This window comes from Exiguobacterium sp. UBA5002 (genome assembly GCF_002396765.1).
In the GTDB taxonomy this organism is placed as follows: Bacteria; Bacillota; Bacilli; order Exiguobacteriales; family Exiguobacteriaceae; genus Exiguobacterium_A.
Map to the genome: position 1 here is coordinate 81193 of NZ_DGYQ01000005.1, position 16792 is coordinate 97984.

Genomic DNA, 16792 nt, shown 5'->3' on the forward strand with positions numbered 1-16792 from the left:
AGAGGATTCACGACACATGACACAAATGATACCGCGCCCTGAAACGGCCCAACAAACAATTACACGAGCTTGGTGGAAAGAAGCAGTTGCTTACCAAATCTATCCACGCAGCTTTTACGATGCAAACAACGATGGAATCGGCGATATTCCGGGTATCATCGCAAAATTGGATTATTTGAAGGATCTTGGCGTCGATGTCCTTTGGATTTGCCCGATGTTCAAGTCACCGAACGATGATAATGGATATGATATCAGTGATTATGAAGACATCATGGATGAGTTCGGTACGATGGCGGACTTTGATCTCTTGATGGAAGAAGCGCATAAGCGTGACATCAAGGTCTTGCTTGATCTTGTCGTCAACCACACATCGGATGAACACCCGTGGTTCCTTGAATCACGTTCGTCAAAAGACAATGAGAAACGCGATTGGTACATTTGGAAAGATGCCGTCAATGGTGGAGAACCGAACAACTGGGAAAGTATTTTCGGTGGATCAGCATGGGAATATGATGAAAAGACGGAGCAGTACTTCCTGCACGTCTTCTCTCGTCGTCAACCAGACTTGAACTGGCAAAACCGCGATATGCGTCAAGCCGTCTATACGATGATCAACTGGTGGCTCGATAAAGGTATCGACGGTTTCCGAATCGATGCAATCAGTCACATCAATAAGGATCAATCATTCGCCGATCTCCCGAACCCGCTTGGTATGCCGTATGTTCCTTCATTCGATATGCATATGAACGTCGAAGGCATCCATGCGTATCTCGAAGAGTTGAAGGATGAGACGTTCTCGAAATACGATATCATGACAGTCGGAGAAGCAAACGGCGTCACACCGGAAGAAGCTGATCTCTGGGTCGGAGAAGAGAACGGTAAGATGAACATGGTCTTCCAATTCGAGCACATGGATCTCTGGCGTGCAGATGCGGAAAAAGGAGTCGACGTCGTCAAACTGAAACAAGTGCTGACGAAATGGCAAAAAGGACTTGAAGCTACAGGGTGGAATGCGTTATACCTCGAAAACCACGATAAGGTTCGTTCAGTCTCCCTTTGGGGTGACGAGGAACAGTACTGGAAAGAGAGCGCGAAGTCGCTTGCGATGATGTATTTCTTCATGCAAGGCACACCGTTCATCTATCAAGGACAAGAGATCGGGATGACGAACGTTCAATTCCCGGACATCTCGGATTATGATGATGTCGCGACGAAAAACATGTACGACATGCAACTTGCTTCTGGGAAAACACATGAGGAAATCATGGAAGTCATCTGGAACTCGTCCCGTGATAACTCACGCACACCAATGCAGTGGACAAATGAGCAAAACGGTGGTTTCTCGAATCAATCTCCATGGTTTGGTGTCAACCCAAACTACGCGGACATCAACGTCGCGTCGCAAGAACAAGATGAAGATTCAATCTTGAACTTCTATAAACGAATGATCCAAATCCGTAAGATGGAAGAGACGTTGATTTACGGCGCGTACGATCTCATCTTACCGGAAGACACGAAAGTCTACGCGTATACACGGACGCTTGGTGACGAACAATTCTTGATCGTTACGAACTTAAAAGGCGAAACAGCAGAAATCGATACGGACATCATCTTGCACTCGGACAATATGTTGCTTGGCAACTATCCGACGATGCACCACGAAGGAACAGAACTCGTCCTTCGTCCATTCGAAGCTCGTCTGTACCGTGTGCGCTAATATGTTTTGAACGGATTCGAAGTACATCGGATCCGTTTTTTTGTTGCATGTAAGCAGAAGGTGCATCAGACGAAAAAATCGTGTACGCTAAACGATGAGGTGATAGAAGTGAAACCAGTAAAGTACCCGGTGTCATTACGACAGGTGACGACGATCGAAGATGGTCCGATGCGTGAATCGGTCGAACTTAAGGCGGACGGCACGTTGTTCGAAACAAAAGACGGTTTTGCCGTGAAGTTCGTTCAGCCGGATGAACAACCGATCGATACGACGATCAAATGGTCAAAAGACCAGATTGCTTTGAATCGTAAAGGTCCTGTTGCGATGCATCATGTCTTCATTTTAGGAGAGACGACCAAAAGCCAGTATGGCAGTCAATTAGGTCAGATGTTGATGGAAACGGGCACGGAGACGATTGAGATGAAACCGCGGCAGATGCAGTTTCGCTATACATTAAAGATGAATGGACAAGCAGTCGGTACGTATACGATTAATTTAACTTGGGAACGGAGTGAGACGAATGGCATTTGAACAAACAGTACGTCAAATGGAGCAGATGTTGGAAGAGGAATGGTTTGAATGGCTCGAGAACGATGAGCCGCGCTACAACGAATGGCGTGATCAACTCGAAGGACTCGCAGAGCAGGTCATCACGGAATACAATCCGAAGGTCGACCCGGAGTCCATCGATACGCTACTCTTAATCAATGAAGAATTACCGGTCTTATACGGCGAAGATACCGTCATGCTGTATACAGCGCTCTTGAAAGCACGTCAGGAAGACGATCAAGTATACGAGCGTTACTTGACGATCCTTGGTGCGTTCGCGGACGAACAGCATCCAGCAATCCGTGAAGTCGAAAAGTTAGTCGCGAAAAAGGATTATAAAAATGCCTTCGCACGTGCAGTCCGTCTACCACAGTCGCTCGGGTTAGAATAAACATTCAGTGGACCATCTTGTTTTAGGCAAGGTGGTCTTTTTAGGAGGAAGCGTCATGTATCCACTCTATCGAATCATCGTCGTCGTTTGCTTTCTTAACGGAGAACTTCATGCCGACCTATCAAGCGCACAGCCTCGTGACTTATTTTGATTGCGAAGTGAGTGGTGTACTTGATCCAAATGATCCCGATGAAGAAATCATTGAGACGAAGTGGATCGATCAAACGGAGTTAGCGGAGTACATCACGAGTGAAGATGTCCGTCTTCCGTTATCGACATATTTAGAAGAACAGCACAAAGGCTATTACATGTTTGAAGAGATGAAGTGGTAACTCGGCTGTCATCGTTTCTTTACATTCCTTAAAGCAGTCTCCATCGTTCATTTACATTCGCTCGGTATGATGAAACCATCATCGGGAACAGGGAGGAAACACAAATGAACAAGAAATGGATGGCGACAGGTATTCTCGGTACAGTGCTTATGACGGGAGTTGCGGGCTATACATATGAATCGGCTCAGCCGGTCGAGGCAAAACAAAACACGAAACAAGCGAAGGTTAAAAATGTCATCTTCATGATTCCGGATGGTTATTCGGCTGCCTATGCAACGAATTATCGCTGGTATCAAGGAGGCGAGGAGACGGAACTCGACGGTCATTTAAAAGGAATGATGCGGACGTATTCGGCAAACACGAAAGTGACCGATTCAGCAGCTGCCGGAACGGCGATGGCAACAGGAACAAAAACAAACAACGGAACAATCGGTATGGATCCAAGTGGAAAAGAAGTAGCGTCTATTCTTGATCGGGCGGATCAAGCAGGCAAAGCAACAGGACTTGTCTCGACATCAGCCATCACCCATGCGACACCAGCTGTTTTTGCATCGCACGTCGCAACGCGTGCGAATGAAGCGGACATCGCGAAACAATATATGGATGAAATGAAAGTCGACGTCTTACTTGGTGGCGGTCAGAAGTTCTTTTTTGATCAAAAGAATGGTGGCGTTCAAGAGGCTGGTAATCTAGTGAAGAAAGCAGAACGAGCAGGATACCAGTATGCGGATTCACTCGAAAGTCTGAATGAGACGGATGGTCGTAAAGTTCTTGGATTGTTTGCAGAAGAAGGAATGGCACCAGAACTGGACCGGGAAAACACGAATCAACCGAGTCTTGCGACGATGACGTCGAAAGCCCTGCAAACATTGAAGAAAGACCGCGATGGCTTCTTCTTGATGGTAGAAGGAAGTCAGATCGACTGGGCGGGTCATGCGCATGATGCTGCTTGGGCGATGAAGGATGCAGAAGCGTTCCACCAGGCAGTCGAAAAAGTGCTTCGTTTTGCAGCAAAAGATAAACACACATTGGTCGTCGTCGCCGGTGACCATGATACAGGTGGTATGTCCGTCGGTGGATACGATGAGTACGTAGCGAAACCAGAAGTCTTGAAAAACGTCAAGGCGACGGGGAATGAGATGGTTCGTCAGTTCAACGACGACTTATCGAACATCGCCTCTGTCGTCAAACGAGAAACGACGTTTGATTTGACGGCTGAAGAAATTCAGACGTTGCAAAAAGTAGATGCGAAGAAACGCGTCATGACATTGAATGAGATGATCAGTAAACGAGCGTATGTCGGCTGGACGACTGCCGTGCATACAGGTGTTGACGTTCCGCTCTACGCGTACGGTCCACAAAGCGAACAGTTCAGTGGGTTGCATGAAAATACGGACATCCCTGGTCTGATGGCCAATGCAATGAAATTAAAAAAATGACGTATTGGACGTGATTAAATCAAGCGGTGGATGATCCACCGCTTGATTTTTTTTTGAGTACGTATCTGCTTGTGTGACGCAGTAAAAACTAAATGAAAAAAATGAATGAATAGCCATTCATTATATGCTATACTCATTTCAACACAACTGCTTTAGGGGGAAAGGGGTTTGTTCGAACATGAATACGTTTTTACTCATCAACTGGATTGCCTTCCTACTCGTCATCGGCTATGCGGGCTATCTGTTCACGTCACTCGTCAAAAGTCGTTATGCCGCTATTAAACGGGGGAAAAAGGCGGAATGGACACTGACGAACAAAGAACGACTGGACGCAGTCTTAGTCAACGTCTTCGGTCAAAAGAAATTATTAAAAGATAAGAAAAGTGGCGCTATCCACGTTATGATGTTCTACGGCTTCTTACTCGTTCAATTCGGAGCGATCGATTTTATCTGGAAAGGACTCGCCGTCGGTCAGCGTTTTCCGCATGTCCCACTCGGTCCGCTTTATCCGATTTTTACATTCTTCCAAGAAATCGTCATGCTCGTTATCTTGATTGCTGTCGTTTGGGGATTTTATCGCCGGTACGTTGAGAAACTCGTCCGCTTGAAGCGGAATTTCATGGCAGGTCTTGCGTTGATCTTCATCGGTGGTTTGATGGTCGCCGTCCTGTTCGGAAACGGCTTCTTCCTTGTCTATGAGAATCATTCGACGCTCGGTGAACCGGTTGCTTCAAGCATCGCGTTCTTATTCAGTTGGGTGCCGGAATCGGTTGCGTTTGGATTATTCGTTTTCTTCTGGTGGGCACACTTACTGTTCTTACTTAGCTTCATGGTTTACATCCCGCAAGGTAAACATGCACACTTGATTGCCGGTACAGCAAACGTCTGGCTCGGTCGAACGTCGAAAGTCGGGCGTTTGGCACCGATTGATCTATCGGTCATGGAAGAGGCAGAAGACGACGAAGCGGAATTTAGCTTCGGGGTCAACCGAATCGAAGATTTCAATCAGAAACAGCTCGTTGATCTATATGCCTGCGTCGAGTGTGGACGCTGTACGAACATGTGCCCAGCGAGTGGAACGGGGAAGATGTTGTCGCCGATGGATTTGATCGTTAAATTACGGGACCATCTCAACATGAAAACGGCAGCCATCACACAGCGCTCGCCATGGGCACCTGCCTTTGCGTTCGAAGGATCGCAAGGAAATCAAATCGCTTCACTCGCAGCAGCCGGACAGATGGATATCGTTCCAGATTCATTGATTGGGAACGTCATTACAGAAGAAGAGATCTGGGCGTGTACGACGTGTCGGAACTGTGAAGATCAGTGTCCGGTCATGAACGAACATGTCGATAAGATCATCGACCTCCGTCGTCATCTCGTCATGATGGAAGGCAAGATGGATCCGGAGATGCAACGGACGATGGCAAACATCGAACGTCAAGGTAATCCATGGGGGATGAACCGGAAAGAACGCGAAAACTGGCGGAAAAACCGTGATGAACTCGTCGTTCCGACAGCAAAGGAGAAGAAAAAAGCGGGCGAAGACTTCGAGTACCTGTTCTGGGTTGGTGCGATGGGATCGTACGATAACCGAAGTCAAAAAATCGCGATGGCGTTTGCGCGTATTCTAAACGAGGCAGACATCTCGTTTGCGATTCTAGGAAACGATGAGAAAAACTCAGGAGATACACCGCGCCGGATCGGGAACGAAGTTTTGTTCCAGGAACTCGCGGAAGCAAACATTAAATCATTTGAGAAATACGGCGTCAAAAAGATCGTCACGATTGATCCGCATGCCTACAATACATTTAAAAACGAGTATCCCGACTTCGGACTGAGTCCGGACGTTGAAGTCTATCACCATACCGAATTGCTCGCACGACTGATTGACGAAAAACGGATCACACCGCTCCATGAAGTCAAGGAGCGTGTCGTCTATCACGATTCGTGTTATCTTGGTCGTTACAATGATATTTACGACGCACCACGTTATATTCTCGAGAAGATTCCAGGCATCACGCTCGTCGAGACGGAACGCAACCGGGAAAAAGGGATGTGTTGCGGTGCTGGTGGCGGCATGATGTGGCAAGAAGAAAAAGTCGGCGCACGCGTCAACGTCGCACGGACGGAACAATTGTTGACGGTCCAACCGTCTGTCATTGGGTCAGCATGTCCGTACTGTCTGACGATGCTCAGTGACGGCACGAAGGCGAAGGAAGTCGACGAGGCGGTTGCTACGTACGATGTCGTTGAATTACTAGAACGCTCAATCGTCGGTATACCAGTCGAAGAACCTGTCGTAACCGTATGAAAAAGTGGGATGAAACGATTATTCTCGTGCGAACGGGAGTAGTCGTTTTTTTCTCTGAAAAAGCGCGACGTTTTACTGTATGGTTTTGACATGATAAGATAAGAGAACTAGCTATAGAAAGGAGGTGAGAATCTTTTGGGAAGGCGTTACTTCGAATCGGTCAGGTCGCGGAGACCACCGGCTTATCAAAACGAACGATCGATTATTACACATCACTCGGTCTGTTAACACCAGAGCGTACCGCGTCTGGCTACCGTCTGTATGACGAATCGGTCATTCATCAAATCGAAAAGATTGAATATTTGAAGTCTCAACGACTTTCCCTGCAAGAGATTCTTGCTTCTTTTACGGAACGGGAACAAAAAACAGGGGAGACGATTTATCAGGAAGTGAAACAACTTCAGGCGACGGTTGAAGGACTCGAGCAGCGTTTGTTGTATTCGACGGACGTCGAAAAACAAGCGATCCGCTTAGAACTGTCCCGACGTCTGACATTGATTGCTTCCTTGATTGCACAGCTTTAATACAAAACAATGGAGGTGACCCCTGTTTAGGGGATTTTGGATACTATATTATTCATCAATTTATTTTTAGTGGTCTTGTTGATTGCGTTGACGGCGTTTTTCGTCGGATCGGAATTTGCTGTCGTTAAGGTTCGGATGTCGCGTTTGGATCAAATGATTCAAGAAGGGAACAAAAGTGCCGTCCTCGCGAAAAAGATCGCGGGCGATCTCGATTACTACTTGTCTGCCTGTCAGCTTGGTATCACGGTCACGGCACTTGGTCTTGGGGCACTTGGTGAACCAACCGTTGAAAAGATCTTGCATCCTGTCTTCGACGACTTCGGGATCTCTGCTGCTGTTTCGACACTCTTGTCGTTTGGTATCGCATTCGTATCCGTAACGTTCTTACACGTCGTCATCGGTGAACTCGCTCCGAAGACGCTTGCGATTCAGTATGCAGAACGCATGACATTGTTGTTTGCCCGTCCACTTTATGTGTTCGGTAAAATCATGTACCCATTCATTTGGTTACTCAACGGTTCAGCGCGCTTATTCCTCGGTCTGTTCGGTGTCAAACCAGCAGGGCACGAACAAGCCCACTCGGAAGATGAATTGAAAATCATCATGGCGCAAAGTTTCCAAAGTGGTGAAATCAACCAAACGGAACTTGCCCTCATGCAAAACGTCTTTGCGTTTGATGAGCACATCGTCAAAGATTTGATGGTGCCGCGGATGCGGATGGAGACGATCTCGGATCGTTTGACGAAAGATGAACTGATGGAAATCTTCATGGATAATCCGTACACGCGTTACCCGGTCACAGAAGAAAACGATAAGGACCGGATTCTCGGATACGTCAACGTCAAGGAAGTCTTGACGGATTATGCGAACGGCAATGAGCATCCGGTGACGCATTATATCAAGGATTTACCGGTTGTTTCGGAAGTGACGTCGCTTCAAGAGACACTTCGCAAGATGAAACGGACCCGGACCCATCTCGTTCTCGTCGTCGATGAATACGGTGGAACGGCAGGTCTCGTCTCGATGGAAGACTTACTCGAAGAAATCGTCGGTGAAATCCGTGATGAATTCGACGCAGATGAAGTCGAAGAAATCGAACAGGTCAAATCGGACGAGTTCCTACTCGACGGTACAGTCTTGCTCGCTGACTTGGAAGAACGTTTCAATATTCGTTTTACGAATGTCGAAGATGTCGATACGATCGGTGGCTGGATTCAGATGCATAACATTGATCTTCAGCCAGGTGAGCATATCGATACACCAGACTTCTCCGTCGAGGTGATGGAGATGGAGAACTATCAAATCAACCGCGTCAAGATTTGGTTGCATCCAGCTGAACAAGCAGAAGCATAAGATGGTCGGTTCCTCATGGAGGAGCCGGCTTTTTTATATCACATCAGTCAAAAAATCAAGAATAGACGGATTGTGCGAACTTTCGGTAGTCGTGATAGGAGAATGCAGAGAGGAGCGGGAATGTAATCTAATACGACTTTATTGTTGATTCGCGTCCTATGAAACGAGGAGGTATTCCGTGCTCGAGCAGATCCCATTCTTACTGAGTCGTTTAGGTATGTTAGCACTGTTAGCCTTTTTATTGTCCCAGTGGCGCATTTCCCGATACATATTCAAGATGGACCGCGGAATGAATCTTCCACTGCTCTTTGCATTCGTGTCATCCGGTATTTTGATGAACTACGCAGGAATTGAACTTTCGCAAGATACGACGATTGATCCGTTACTCGGATTAGCTGTCGAAAAGGATGCCTTGTTGCTCGATACCCGACTCGCTGTCATCGTGACGAGCGGATTGATTGGTGGACCAGTGATCGGCGGCATCACGGGATGTTTGGTTGGTTTACACCGCAACGTACTCGGTTCGTTAGGGGCAGAAGCCGGTTGGATCATCGCCATGCTCGCTGGACTTGCGAGCGGCTGGTATCGAAAACGCTGGCGCTTGCATGATGGTTATGCGCTCGTTCCACCAATCGGTATCGTATTGACGGCATTATTGTTCGAAAGTGGGATTACATTATTACTTGCCCCTGATACAGCGGAGGCACTGGATTTGATGAGTCGTGCCGCTTTTCCGTTACTGTTCGCAAACATATGTGGGGTCGTACTGTTCATCATGATCTTACGGACACAACTTCGACTCGAAGGAGCACTCTTCGTCCGCCAGACCGAGCGATCCGATCGTCTACTGCAAGCATTACAACCCTTACGAAAGCAGGGATTGACTTCGGAAGTCGCACGGCAGATTGGAGCGACGTTATTGAAGGAGACAAAGATGCAACGGATCGTCGTGCTCGGGGCGACAGAGGTCGTCATCGATATGACGGACCAGCAACCAGCAGTCTGTGGCGAGCAACCGAGACGTGAGGAACAACGATGGATCGAAGCAGAAGAACCCGTCCGACAGGAAGACGAGCAGACGGGACAAATTCTCAGTTTTCATCCGATGCGCATTAACGGTCAAAAGGCAGGTGTCATCTGTTACTTTTCGAAAGACTTATTTGACGACACTGTCGAGCGGATGACGGAACAACTCGTCCGTTTATTAGCACGAGAGCTGCACATGCACCGAGAAGATCAGTTGCTCCGGTTAAACGGAAGAAAGATGAAACCGATGTTACACGTCAGCTATCTGAAAGGGATCATCGAAGAAATCCAGCGGACAGCTGATCCGGGAACTCCTGTGAAACATCAACTGAATGCGCTGCTTCAACTGTTGACGACAGCGACGCGGCATGATGAACATCCACTACGCGAGGAACTGGCGACCTTGAAGGCCTATTTATCACTAGAAGGAACACGACGTCGCCCGAATCAACTGACCTCCGCTGATATCACGGTTGATCTTGATATCGAGACCGCTGTTGAAGAATACTTCGTCTTTCCATTCCTTGTGACACAGCTCGTCGATAATGCACTACGTCATGCATTCGTAAAGGCAGGACGACATCACCGGATTGATGTCCGTGCCTTCAAGACGACGACAGACTGGGTCATCGAAGTTACGGATAATGGGCAAGGTGTACCGCCTGCTGTGATGCAACAACTGAATCAAAAGGAAGCGGGTGATTCGAACCTGTTTCTGATTCGACGCGCATTAGACGTGACATACGGTCCGACTGCAACATTACACGTCCACTCGATCATCCATCAAGGGACTCGGATCGAAGTGCGATTACCACTTCCGTCTCTGTAACAACAATGGTCTTTTGCCATTGTTGTTTTTTTGTCTCGTTCCGAGGGTAAATACGAAAACAGGAAAATGTATCGTACAGGAGGAAGCAAATGATGATTACGACAACAGAAGTAGGGCAACTAGGAGATCAGTCCTTGCTACGATTCACGTTACAGAATGTGCATCGGCATAGTATCGATATCTTGAACCGAGGCGCAAAAATTCTTGCCATCCGGGTTCCGGATCAACATGGAATGATCGAAAATGTCGTACTCGCGTTTGACGACCTATCAGAATACCAAGATGATCCGCATCACTTAGGCGCCACGATCGGACGCGTCGGCGGACGAATTGCGAATGGTGCGTTTGCGCTAGAAGGAATGACGTATGTACTCGAACAAAATGAGGGTGAACATCACCTCCATGGAGGAAGCGAAAATTGGGCGAACCGAATGTTCACGCACGAAATCAACGACGACAAACTTGTTCTACGTTTAGATAGTCCGAGTGGGGAGAACGGCTATCCGGGGCACTTGTCGTTCACGCTGACGTTCGAATGGACGGACGAGAACGTCCTGCATATCCATTATGAAGCGGAGACGACAGCTTCGACACCATTCAGTCCGACGAATCATACGTACTTTAACTTGACGGGTGAGGCGAAGACGACGATTGAACAGCATCTGTTACGAATGGATGCACCTTTTTATGTTCCGTTGACGAAAGATGCGGTACCGACCGGTGATATTCTCCCGGTGACAGACACCGTCTTTGATTTTCTCGATACCCGTCCCCTGCATGAAGTGACACATGCATCAGATGAACAACTCCGTCAAGCAGGTAGTGGGGTTGATCATCCCTTCCTGCTTAGAGAGGGTGGAGAAATCGTTCTCGATGAACCAATCAGCGGGCGGCGATTGCGCGTCGTGACGGATCAACCGGGAGTCGTCGTCTACACCGCTAATCATTTGTCGGGCGAGTTTACGATTTGTGGAAGACGAGCAACCCCATACCTCGGAATCTGTTTTGAGACACAAGGATTACCGGATGCGATCAACCAACCGAATTTTCCTTCCGTCGTCTTGCATGCCGATGAGCACTATCATAAGCGTACATCGTTTCATTTTCAGATGATGTCATGACGTTTCTTGCGATTTCCACTTCTGTATATGGTAGGATAAAGCGAGAAGAATCTAACGGAGGCTAAGGAAAATGACTAAAATAGCATGGGTGACCGATAGTATGGCCTATTTCACGAAGGAAGAGGCAGAAGCGATCGGCGTCAATGTCGTACCGATTCAAATCTTACTCGGTGATACGGCGTATCAAGAGAATGCGATCACGGTCGAGCGATTGTTCCGTGCCTTAGATGCGGACAAAAAGCTGATTGCCAAAACATCACAACCAATCTTTGGGGAGTTCGTTGGAACATATGAACGTCTGAAAGAAGAAGGCTATGACTGTGCCATTGCAGTGCACTGTACGAATGGGCTCTCAAGTACCGTCCAAAGTTCAGCATCAGCAGCGGAAGCAGCCAGTTTCCCGGTTCATATCATCGACTCGCATACAGCGTTTGAGAACCAACAAGAGTTCATTCGTTACGGGATGGAGCTCGCGGCACAGGGGAAATCCGTCGAGGAAATCGTCGCAGCCTTACAAGCGTTGACGAAAAAGACCCATTTCTATATGATCGTCGGTAATATGGAAACGATGCGCCGGGGTGGACGTGTCTCATCCGGTGACTTGTTCCTTGCGAACCTGCTCAGCATCAAACCGATCATCACGACGGATGAAGCAGGAAAAATCGTACCGTTCAAAAAAGCACGTTCTTTAAAGAAAGCTTACATCGAAATGGTTAAACAAATCGATGAATCGATGCGTCAGCACACGTTCTATAAGAACCGGATTTATGTCGCGACGACGATGGCACCGGAAATGGCAGCGGAACTGCGGCAGCAAGTCGCAGCGAAGTTCCCGGATTTGACGATTCTCGAGGGCACGTTCGGACCAGCAATCGGGACGCATGCCGGAGCAGAGACGGTTGGTCTATTCTGGATGAATGATTAAATTAAAACGGATACGACAAGAGGCGACGGATTTTCCGTCGCCTCTTGTTTTGTTCAAGCTGTAAGTGTGATTCCAAGGAAAGCTGCAAGAATTCCGAAACCGTAGCTTGAGATGAGATAGAGGGTAAGTACTTTACGATTTCCGTCCTGAAATAACTGCAACGTCTCGATTTTGAACGTTGAGAACGTTGTAAATGATCCAAGGAAACCGGTACCTAAGAGTAACGTCCATGTCGTATCCAGATGCGCACCGATGACGAGACCAAGCAAAAACGAACCGATTACGTTAATCAGGAACGTCGCTAGTGGAAATTCACGTTTCCAAACCGTCTTCATCCATTGACTGACGGCAAACCGACTGATGGCGCCGCAAAAAGCACCGATGGCAAGAGCAAGTAGCGTCATTCACTCACGTCCTTTCGTCACGTGACGAAGTCGTCGTGTTCCGAGCGCGTAACCAAGATAAGATAGGAACAAACCGCCGAATAGACTGACGAGTACGTAGAGGAACGCGTCCGCTAAATGATGTTCGTTGAGTAAGGTCACGGTCTCGACGCTAAATGTCGAAAACGTCGTAAATGAGCCGATGAAGCCCGTGCCGATGGCTGTGATCGCATATTGATGTAAGAGTTTCGTTCGAAATAAAAAATGTGTCGCATAGCCAAGGAGAAAGCTCCCGATCAAGTTGATGACAAGCGTCGGCCACGGGAACGGACCAGTCGTAAAGTCGCCAATCAGCAGTCCGAGTCCATAACGTGCAGAGGCACCGAGAATACCTGCGAGACCTACGAGTACATACAGCATAGGAATCCTCTTTTCTAAAAAAAGTCTACGTTAAACGTACTCCTGGTTTTAAGAAAGCGTCAAGAAAAAAAGTCATCCGAGGAACTTAACGATTGAATTCATTCTGCCGATAACAATTGTATGATTTTACTATGATGAAGGAGTTTGAACAAGATGATATCTGCCCTCGAGCAACAAAGTACAAAGATTTTATCCCGTCTGATTGCAACGTTGATTACAATTGCGCATCCGTTGATTTTCGTATTTGCCCAAATGAATTATGTTCCCATCAGTGTGTTCTATCAGTTTTTAGTCGGTGGTCTGATCTTGACGGTCGCGTTGCTTGTCGGCAACCACCTCCTCGGACATCGTCCGAGCGGGAAATATGTTCAAGTGACATTAACGTATCTCGTCCTCGCCTTGGTTTTGACGACATTACCGTCCCCAAGTATCTGGACGATTGCTTACCTTTATTTGACGATTTCAATCGTCTATTTGATTCCGCGTCTCGTCGTTCTGGCTGGGATTTTCGGACTACTTGAAATGGCGTTATTCACAGCCAACGGAACGATTGTCTTTACGAAAACATTCGACTTGATCGTCGCGTATGTCATCTATTTGATGATCTTCTCAGCGGCTGTCTTCGTTGCCGTTTTTGGACGAAACGTCATGCAGGCAGTTCGTCAAGAACAAGAGCGATCGGAAGCTTACGCGGCAACGTCGCAAGTCGCCCTTGAGCAAACGGCAGCAACAGCAACGGAAGTAACGACGTTCACAGAAGAGATGAGTGAAACGGTCGACGCGGCGAAGGATTCTTTCAGTCAGGTTGATATGGCGATGCAACAGCTGGCACATGATGCAGCAGGAAGCGTCCAAGCGATTCGTGAAATTCGCCAATTGAATGACCAGCAAGTCAACCGGATGGAGGATGTGACGGTTTCAGTCGATCGCGCCCTCGAGCGGAGTTCCTCATCGCGGACAACCGCTGAACGAAGCAGGCAGACGATTGGTCTAGCTGGACAATCCTTGCAACAATTGACGACGAGCATGGATGAGTCGGTCACGTCGTTCGGACAGCTCGCTGGACGTTTCCAAGAAATCGTCGCGATTACGTCGAGCATTAATGCAATTGCGGCTCAGACAAACTTGCTCAGTCTTAACGCGTCGATCGAAGCAGCCCGCGCTGGTGAGTTCGGAAAAGGCTTCACGGTCGTCGCGCAAGAAATTCGCAACCTGTCAGCGCAGACGGCAGAAGCGTCAAAAGAAATCAATGCGATTATCGAACGTGTCGATCAAGACGTCACACAAACCGGTAACTCGATTCATGCCAGTACGACACTGTTACGTGAGCAGGAAGAACGCATGGCAGAGAGCCAGTTAGCGTTGCAAACGATCGAAACAGATGCAACGGAAGTCGTTGGTTCGATCCAGTCGGCGCAGACCCAGTTCGCGACGATGACGAACAGTCTTGTTGCTATCACGACAGCAGCCGGTCAACTCGACACGTTCATGAACGCCTTGCTCGCACAAAGTGAGTCGTTATCCGGTCTGACACGTCACCAAGTCGGTCAGGTCATGGAACTGCAACAGGCGATTCATGCCTTGAACGAGACGGCATCAACCCTTCAGCAAACGAATGGCTAAGAAACAGCTCCTCATCGATCGATGGGGAGCTGTTGTGCATCTTCAGACTGTTTGTCGGTGGAACGGACGGGGAAGAAGATAGGGAACGAATATTGAAGGAGGAGTCAACGGATGAAGGCAGCTTACATTGAACAGTATGGTGGATCGGAACAATTCAAGGTTGGAGAACTGGAAAAGCCAGTCATCGGACCGGATGATGTCTTAATCGAAGTCTATGCCGCGAGTGTGAACCCGGTCGATTGGAAATTACGCGAAGGCTACTTGCGTCAGATGTTGAGCTACGAAATGCCGCTCGTCATCGGTTGGGACGTTGCTGGCGTGATTCAGGAAGTCGGAGCGAACGTCTCCGATCTTCAAGTCGGGGACGCCGTCTTCAGCCGTCCGGAAATCGCTCGTCAAGGAACGTATGCGGAGTATGTTGCAGTCGATGCGCATTTAGTTGTGAAAAAACCAGAATCGCTCAGTTTCGCAGAAGCAGCGTCTCTTCCACTCGTCTCGCATACAGCATGGCAGGTCATGTTCGAAGTGATGGATGCGAAGCCGGGTGACCGGATCTTCATTGGTGCCGGATCAGGGGGTGTCGGAACCGTCGCGATTCAACTCGCGAAAGCGAATGGTTTGTACGTTATTACGTCAACAAGTACGAAAAACGTTGACTGGGTAAAAGCACTTGGAGCCGACGAAGTCATCGACTACAAACAGGAAAATCCGGCGGATCGTGTTCGCGACGTCGATTTTGTATTCGATACAATGGGAGGCGACAAGCAAGGGGAACTGTATCAGATGCTGAAGCCGAACGGCATGCTCGTCTCGATTTCTACACCACCGGATGAAGAGCAAGCGAAGCAACATAATGCACGATCTGCATATGTCTTCATGCAACCGACCGGTGAACGTTTGCGGCATATCGCTAAAGCGGTCGAGCGTGGCGAGCTACAACCTGTCGTTGATCGGATTTTTGATCTGGATCAAATCAAGGAAGCACATGATTATGGCGAAGAAGGGCACGCAAAAGGAAAAATCGTCATCCGGGTCAAAGGAGAATAAGGAGCAAGAGAGCGCTGAATTCAGCGCTCTTTTTTTGTGTTGTCAATCTATTTTTCTAACCTGAAACAAAAAAAGACCTGGTTAAAAAAGTGTAAAGGATAAGGGGTTGCTTCTTCCTATACTAGGGCTATCAGACGTGAGTCAGCCACATTAAAAGGAGGAAGTAACATGAAAAAAGGATTGAAGTGGGCAGGAATTATCGTGATTGGAGCAGTCATTCTCGGGAATCTAGGAGATGACGAAGAACAAGGAGCACCGGAGAAAAAAGTAGAGGTCGAACAAGAAGCAGTCAAATCAGAAGCAAAACCCGTGAAAGCAAAAGCAGCGGCGAAGCCGGTCAAGAAAACCTATGGCATCAAGGATCAGGTAAAGGTCGGCAAACTGACGTACGTCGTCAACGACGTCAAGATGGTTGATACGTTGTCAAACGTTCTCGGAGAAAAGAAAACATCAGGACAATTCTTAGTCATCGGTCTGACGATTCTAAACGGAGATAAGGAAGAGCGATTCGTCGACAGCAACATGTTTAAAGTCAATGTCGGCGATACGGAATACTCAGCCGATACGGAGCTCGATCTCTATGCGAATGAAGACGGAATGGGCTTCTTCTTGGAGACGATCAACCCGAATATCGAGAAAACCGGCAACATCGTCTTCGAATTACCGAAACAGGTGAAAAATCCGATGCTTGAAGTCTCATCTGGCTTTGGCTGGGCAGGTGGACAATCAAAAGAGATTCAATTGACACAGTAATGAGTGACCATAGAAGAGACTCAATAAAAGAATGACGCGTCTTTTC

At 47.9% G+C, this 16792-nt stretch carries 16 protein-coding genes; 14 read left to right on the forward strand and 2 right to left on the reverse strand.

From position 1 onward, the window contains the following. Positions 1-16: 16 nt before the first annotated feature. From B4C70_RS01160 to B4C70_RS01210, 11 genes are all read left to right on the forward strand, one after another. Positions 17-1717, forward strand: a complete 1701-nt coding sequence (locus tag B4C70_RS01160; RefSeq protein ID WP_251137680.1) for a glycoside hydrolase family 13 protein — start codon at positions 17-19, stop codon at positions 1715-1717. 108 nt (positions 1718-1825) lie between these two features. After that, a complete protein-coding gene (locus tag B4C70_RS01165; protein WP_290776430.1) occupies positions 1826-2248 on the forward strand; it encodes a DUF1934 domain-containing protein in 423 nt (140 codons plus the stop codon). Next, positions 2238-2657: a hypothetical protein gene (locus B4C70_RS01170; RefSeq protein ID WP_050677289.1), complete on the forward strand. Its 420-nt coding sequence runs from the start codon at positions 2238-2240 to the stop codon at positions 2655-2657. The genes B4C70_RS01165 and B4C70_RS01170 overlap by 11 nt, the downstream gene beginning before the upstream one ends. Positions 2658-2767: 110 nt before the next feature. Next, positions 2768-2989, forward strand: a complete 222-nt coding sequence (locus B4C70_RS01175; RefSeq protein ID WP_290776432.1) for a hypothetical protein — start codon at positions 2768-2770, stop codon at positions 2987-2989. A 104-nt stretch (positions 2990-3093) separates the two neighbouring features. After that, a complete protein-coding gene (locus tag B4C70_RS01180) occupies positions 3094-4428 on the forward strand; it encodes an alkaline phosphatase (RefSeq protein WP_290717125.1) in 1335 nt (444 codons plus the stop codon). Between the two features lie 178 nt (positions 4429-4606). Further along, on the forward strand, positions 4607-6742 hold the full coding sequence (locus B4C70_RS01185; protein ID WP_290717122.1) for a (Fe-S)-binding protein: 2136 nt from the start codon (positions 4607-4609) through the stop codon (positions 6740-6742). Positions 6743-6897: 155 nt separating this feature from the next. After that, on the forward strand, positions 6898-7266 hold the full coding sequence (locus B4C70_RS01190) for a MerR family transcriptional regulator (RefSeq protein WP_149426685.1): 369 nt from the start codon (positions 6898-6900) through the stop codon (positions 7264-7266). A gap of 36 nt (positions 7267-7302) precedes the next feature. Beyond that, entirely contained in the window at positions 7303-8619 is a 1317-nt protein-coding gene (locus B4C70_RS01195) for a hemolysin family protein (RefSeq protein WP_290776434.1), read from the forward strand. 178 nt (positions 8620-8797) lie between these two features. Beyond that, positions 8798-10474, forward strand: coding sequence for a LytS/YhcK type 5TM receptor domain-containing protein (locus B4C70_RS01200; RefSeq protein ID WP_290776436.1), 1677 nt, complete (start codon positions 8798-8800; stop codon positions 10472-10474). A gap of 89 nt (positions 10475-10563) precedes the next feature. After that, complete coding sequence (locus tag B4C70_RS01205; protein WP_290776438.1) at positions 10564-11595, forward strand: aldose epimerase family protein; 1032 nt, start codon at positions 10564-10566, stop codon at positions 11593-11595. Between the two features lie 70 nt (positions 11596-11665). Beyond that, positions 11666-12520 carry a DegV family protein gene (locus B4C70_RS01210; RefSeq protein ID WP_058265493.1) on the forward strand — a complete coding sequence of 285 codons (855 nt, stop codon included), beginning with the start codon at positions 11666-11668 and terminating at the stop codon, positions 12518-12520. Between the two features lie 53 nt (positions 12521-12573). Here B4C70_RS01210 and crcB (B4C70_RS01215) read toward each other — a convergent pair whose 3' ends face one another. Together crcB (B4C70_RS01215) and crcB (B4C70_RS01220) are read right to left on the reverse strand one after the other, a co-directional pair. Next, entirely contained in the window at positions 12574-12924 is a 351-nt protein-coding gene (gene crcB / locus B4C70_RS01215; protein ID WP_035399149.1) for a fluoride efflux transporter CrcB, read from the reverse strand. Beyond that, entirely contained in the window at positions 12925-13323 is a 399-nt protein-coding gene (gene crcB, locus B4C70_RS01220) for a fluoride efflux transporter CrcB (RefSeq protein WP_290776441.1), read from the reverse strand. 153 nt (positions 13324-13476) lie between these two features. Between crcB (B4C70_RS01220) and B4C70_RS01225 the strand changes: the two genes are divergently transcribed. From B4C70_RS01225 to B4C70_RS01235, 3 genes are all read left to right on the forward strand, one after another. Beyond that, a complete protein-coding gene (locus B4C70_RS01225) occupies positions 13477-14946 on the forward strand; it encodes a methyl-accepting chemotaxis protein (protein ID WP_290776443.1) in 1470 nt (489 codons plus the stop codon). Positions 14947-15057: 111 nt separating this feature from the next. Next, positions 15058-15993 (forward strand): NADP-dependent oxidoreductase, encoded by a 936-nt coding sequence (locus tag B4C70_RS01230; protein ID WP_029343237.1) that lies wholly within the window; start codon positions 15058-15060, stop codon positions 15991-15993. Between the two features lie 168 nt (positions 15994-16161). Next, a complete protein-coding gene (locus tag B4C70_RS01235) occupies positions 16162-16746 on the forward strand; it encodes a DUF4352 domain-containing protein (RefSeq protein ID WP_290776446.1) in 585 nt (194 codons plus the stop codon). The last annotated feature ends 46 nt before the right edge of the window (positions 16747-16792 follow it).

Excerpts from the sequence above, each read along its gene's own strand:
- B4C70_RS01160 (WP_251137680.1), top strand. The coding sequence starts at position 17 with ATGACACAAATGATACCGCGCCCTGAAACGGCCCAACAAACAATTACA.
- B4C70_RS01170 (WP_050677289.1), top strand. The coding sequence starts at position 2,238 with ATGGCATTTGAACAAACAGTACGTCAAATGGAGCAGATGTTGGAAGAG.
- B4C70_RS01175 (WP_290776432.1), top strand. The coding sequence starts at position 2,768 with ATGCCGACCTATCAAGCGCACAGCCTCGTGACTTATTTTGATTGCGAA.
- B4C70_RS01180 (WP_290717125.1), top strand. The coding sequence starts at position 3,094 with ATGAACAAGAAATGGATGGCGACAGGTATTCTCGGTACAGTGCTTATG.
- B4C70_RS01185 (WP_290717122.1), top strand. The coding sequence starts at position 4,607 with ATGAATACGTTTTTACTCATCAACTGGATTGCCTTCCTACTCGTCATC.
- B4C70_RS01205 (WP_290776438.1), top strand. The coding sequence starts at position 10,564 with ATGATGATTACGACAACAGAAGTAGGGCAACTAGGAGATCAGTCCTTG.
- B4C70_RS01210 (WP_058265493.1), top strand. The coding sequence starts at position 11,666 with ATGACTAAAATAGCATGGGTGACCGATAGTATGGCCTATTTCACGAAG.
- crcB (WP_035399149.1), bottom strand. The coding sequence starts at position 12,924 with ATGACGCTACTTGCTCTTGCCATCGGTGCTTTTTGCGGCGCCATCAGT.
- crcB (WP_290776441.1), bottom strand. The coding sequence starts at position 13,323 with ATGCTGTATGTACTCGTAGGTCTCGCAGGTATTCTCGGTGCCTCTGCA.
- B4C70_RS01225 (WP_290776443.1), top strand. The coding sequence starts at position 13,477 with ATGATATCTGCCCTCGAGCAACAAAGTACAAAGATTTTATCCCGTCTG.
- B4C70_RS01230 (WP_029343237.1), top strand. The coding sequence starts at position 15,058 with ATGAAGGCAGCTTACATTGAACAGTATGGTGGATCGGAACAATTCAAG.
- B4C70_RS01235 (WP_290776446.1), top strand. The coding sequence starts at position 16,162 with ATGAAAAAAGGATTGAAGTGGGCAGGAATTATCGTGATTGGAGCAGTC.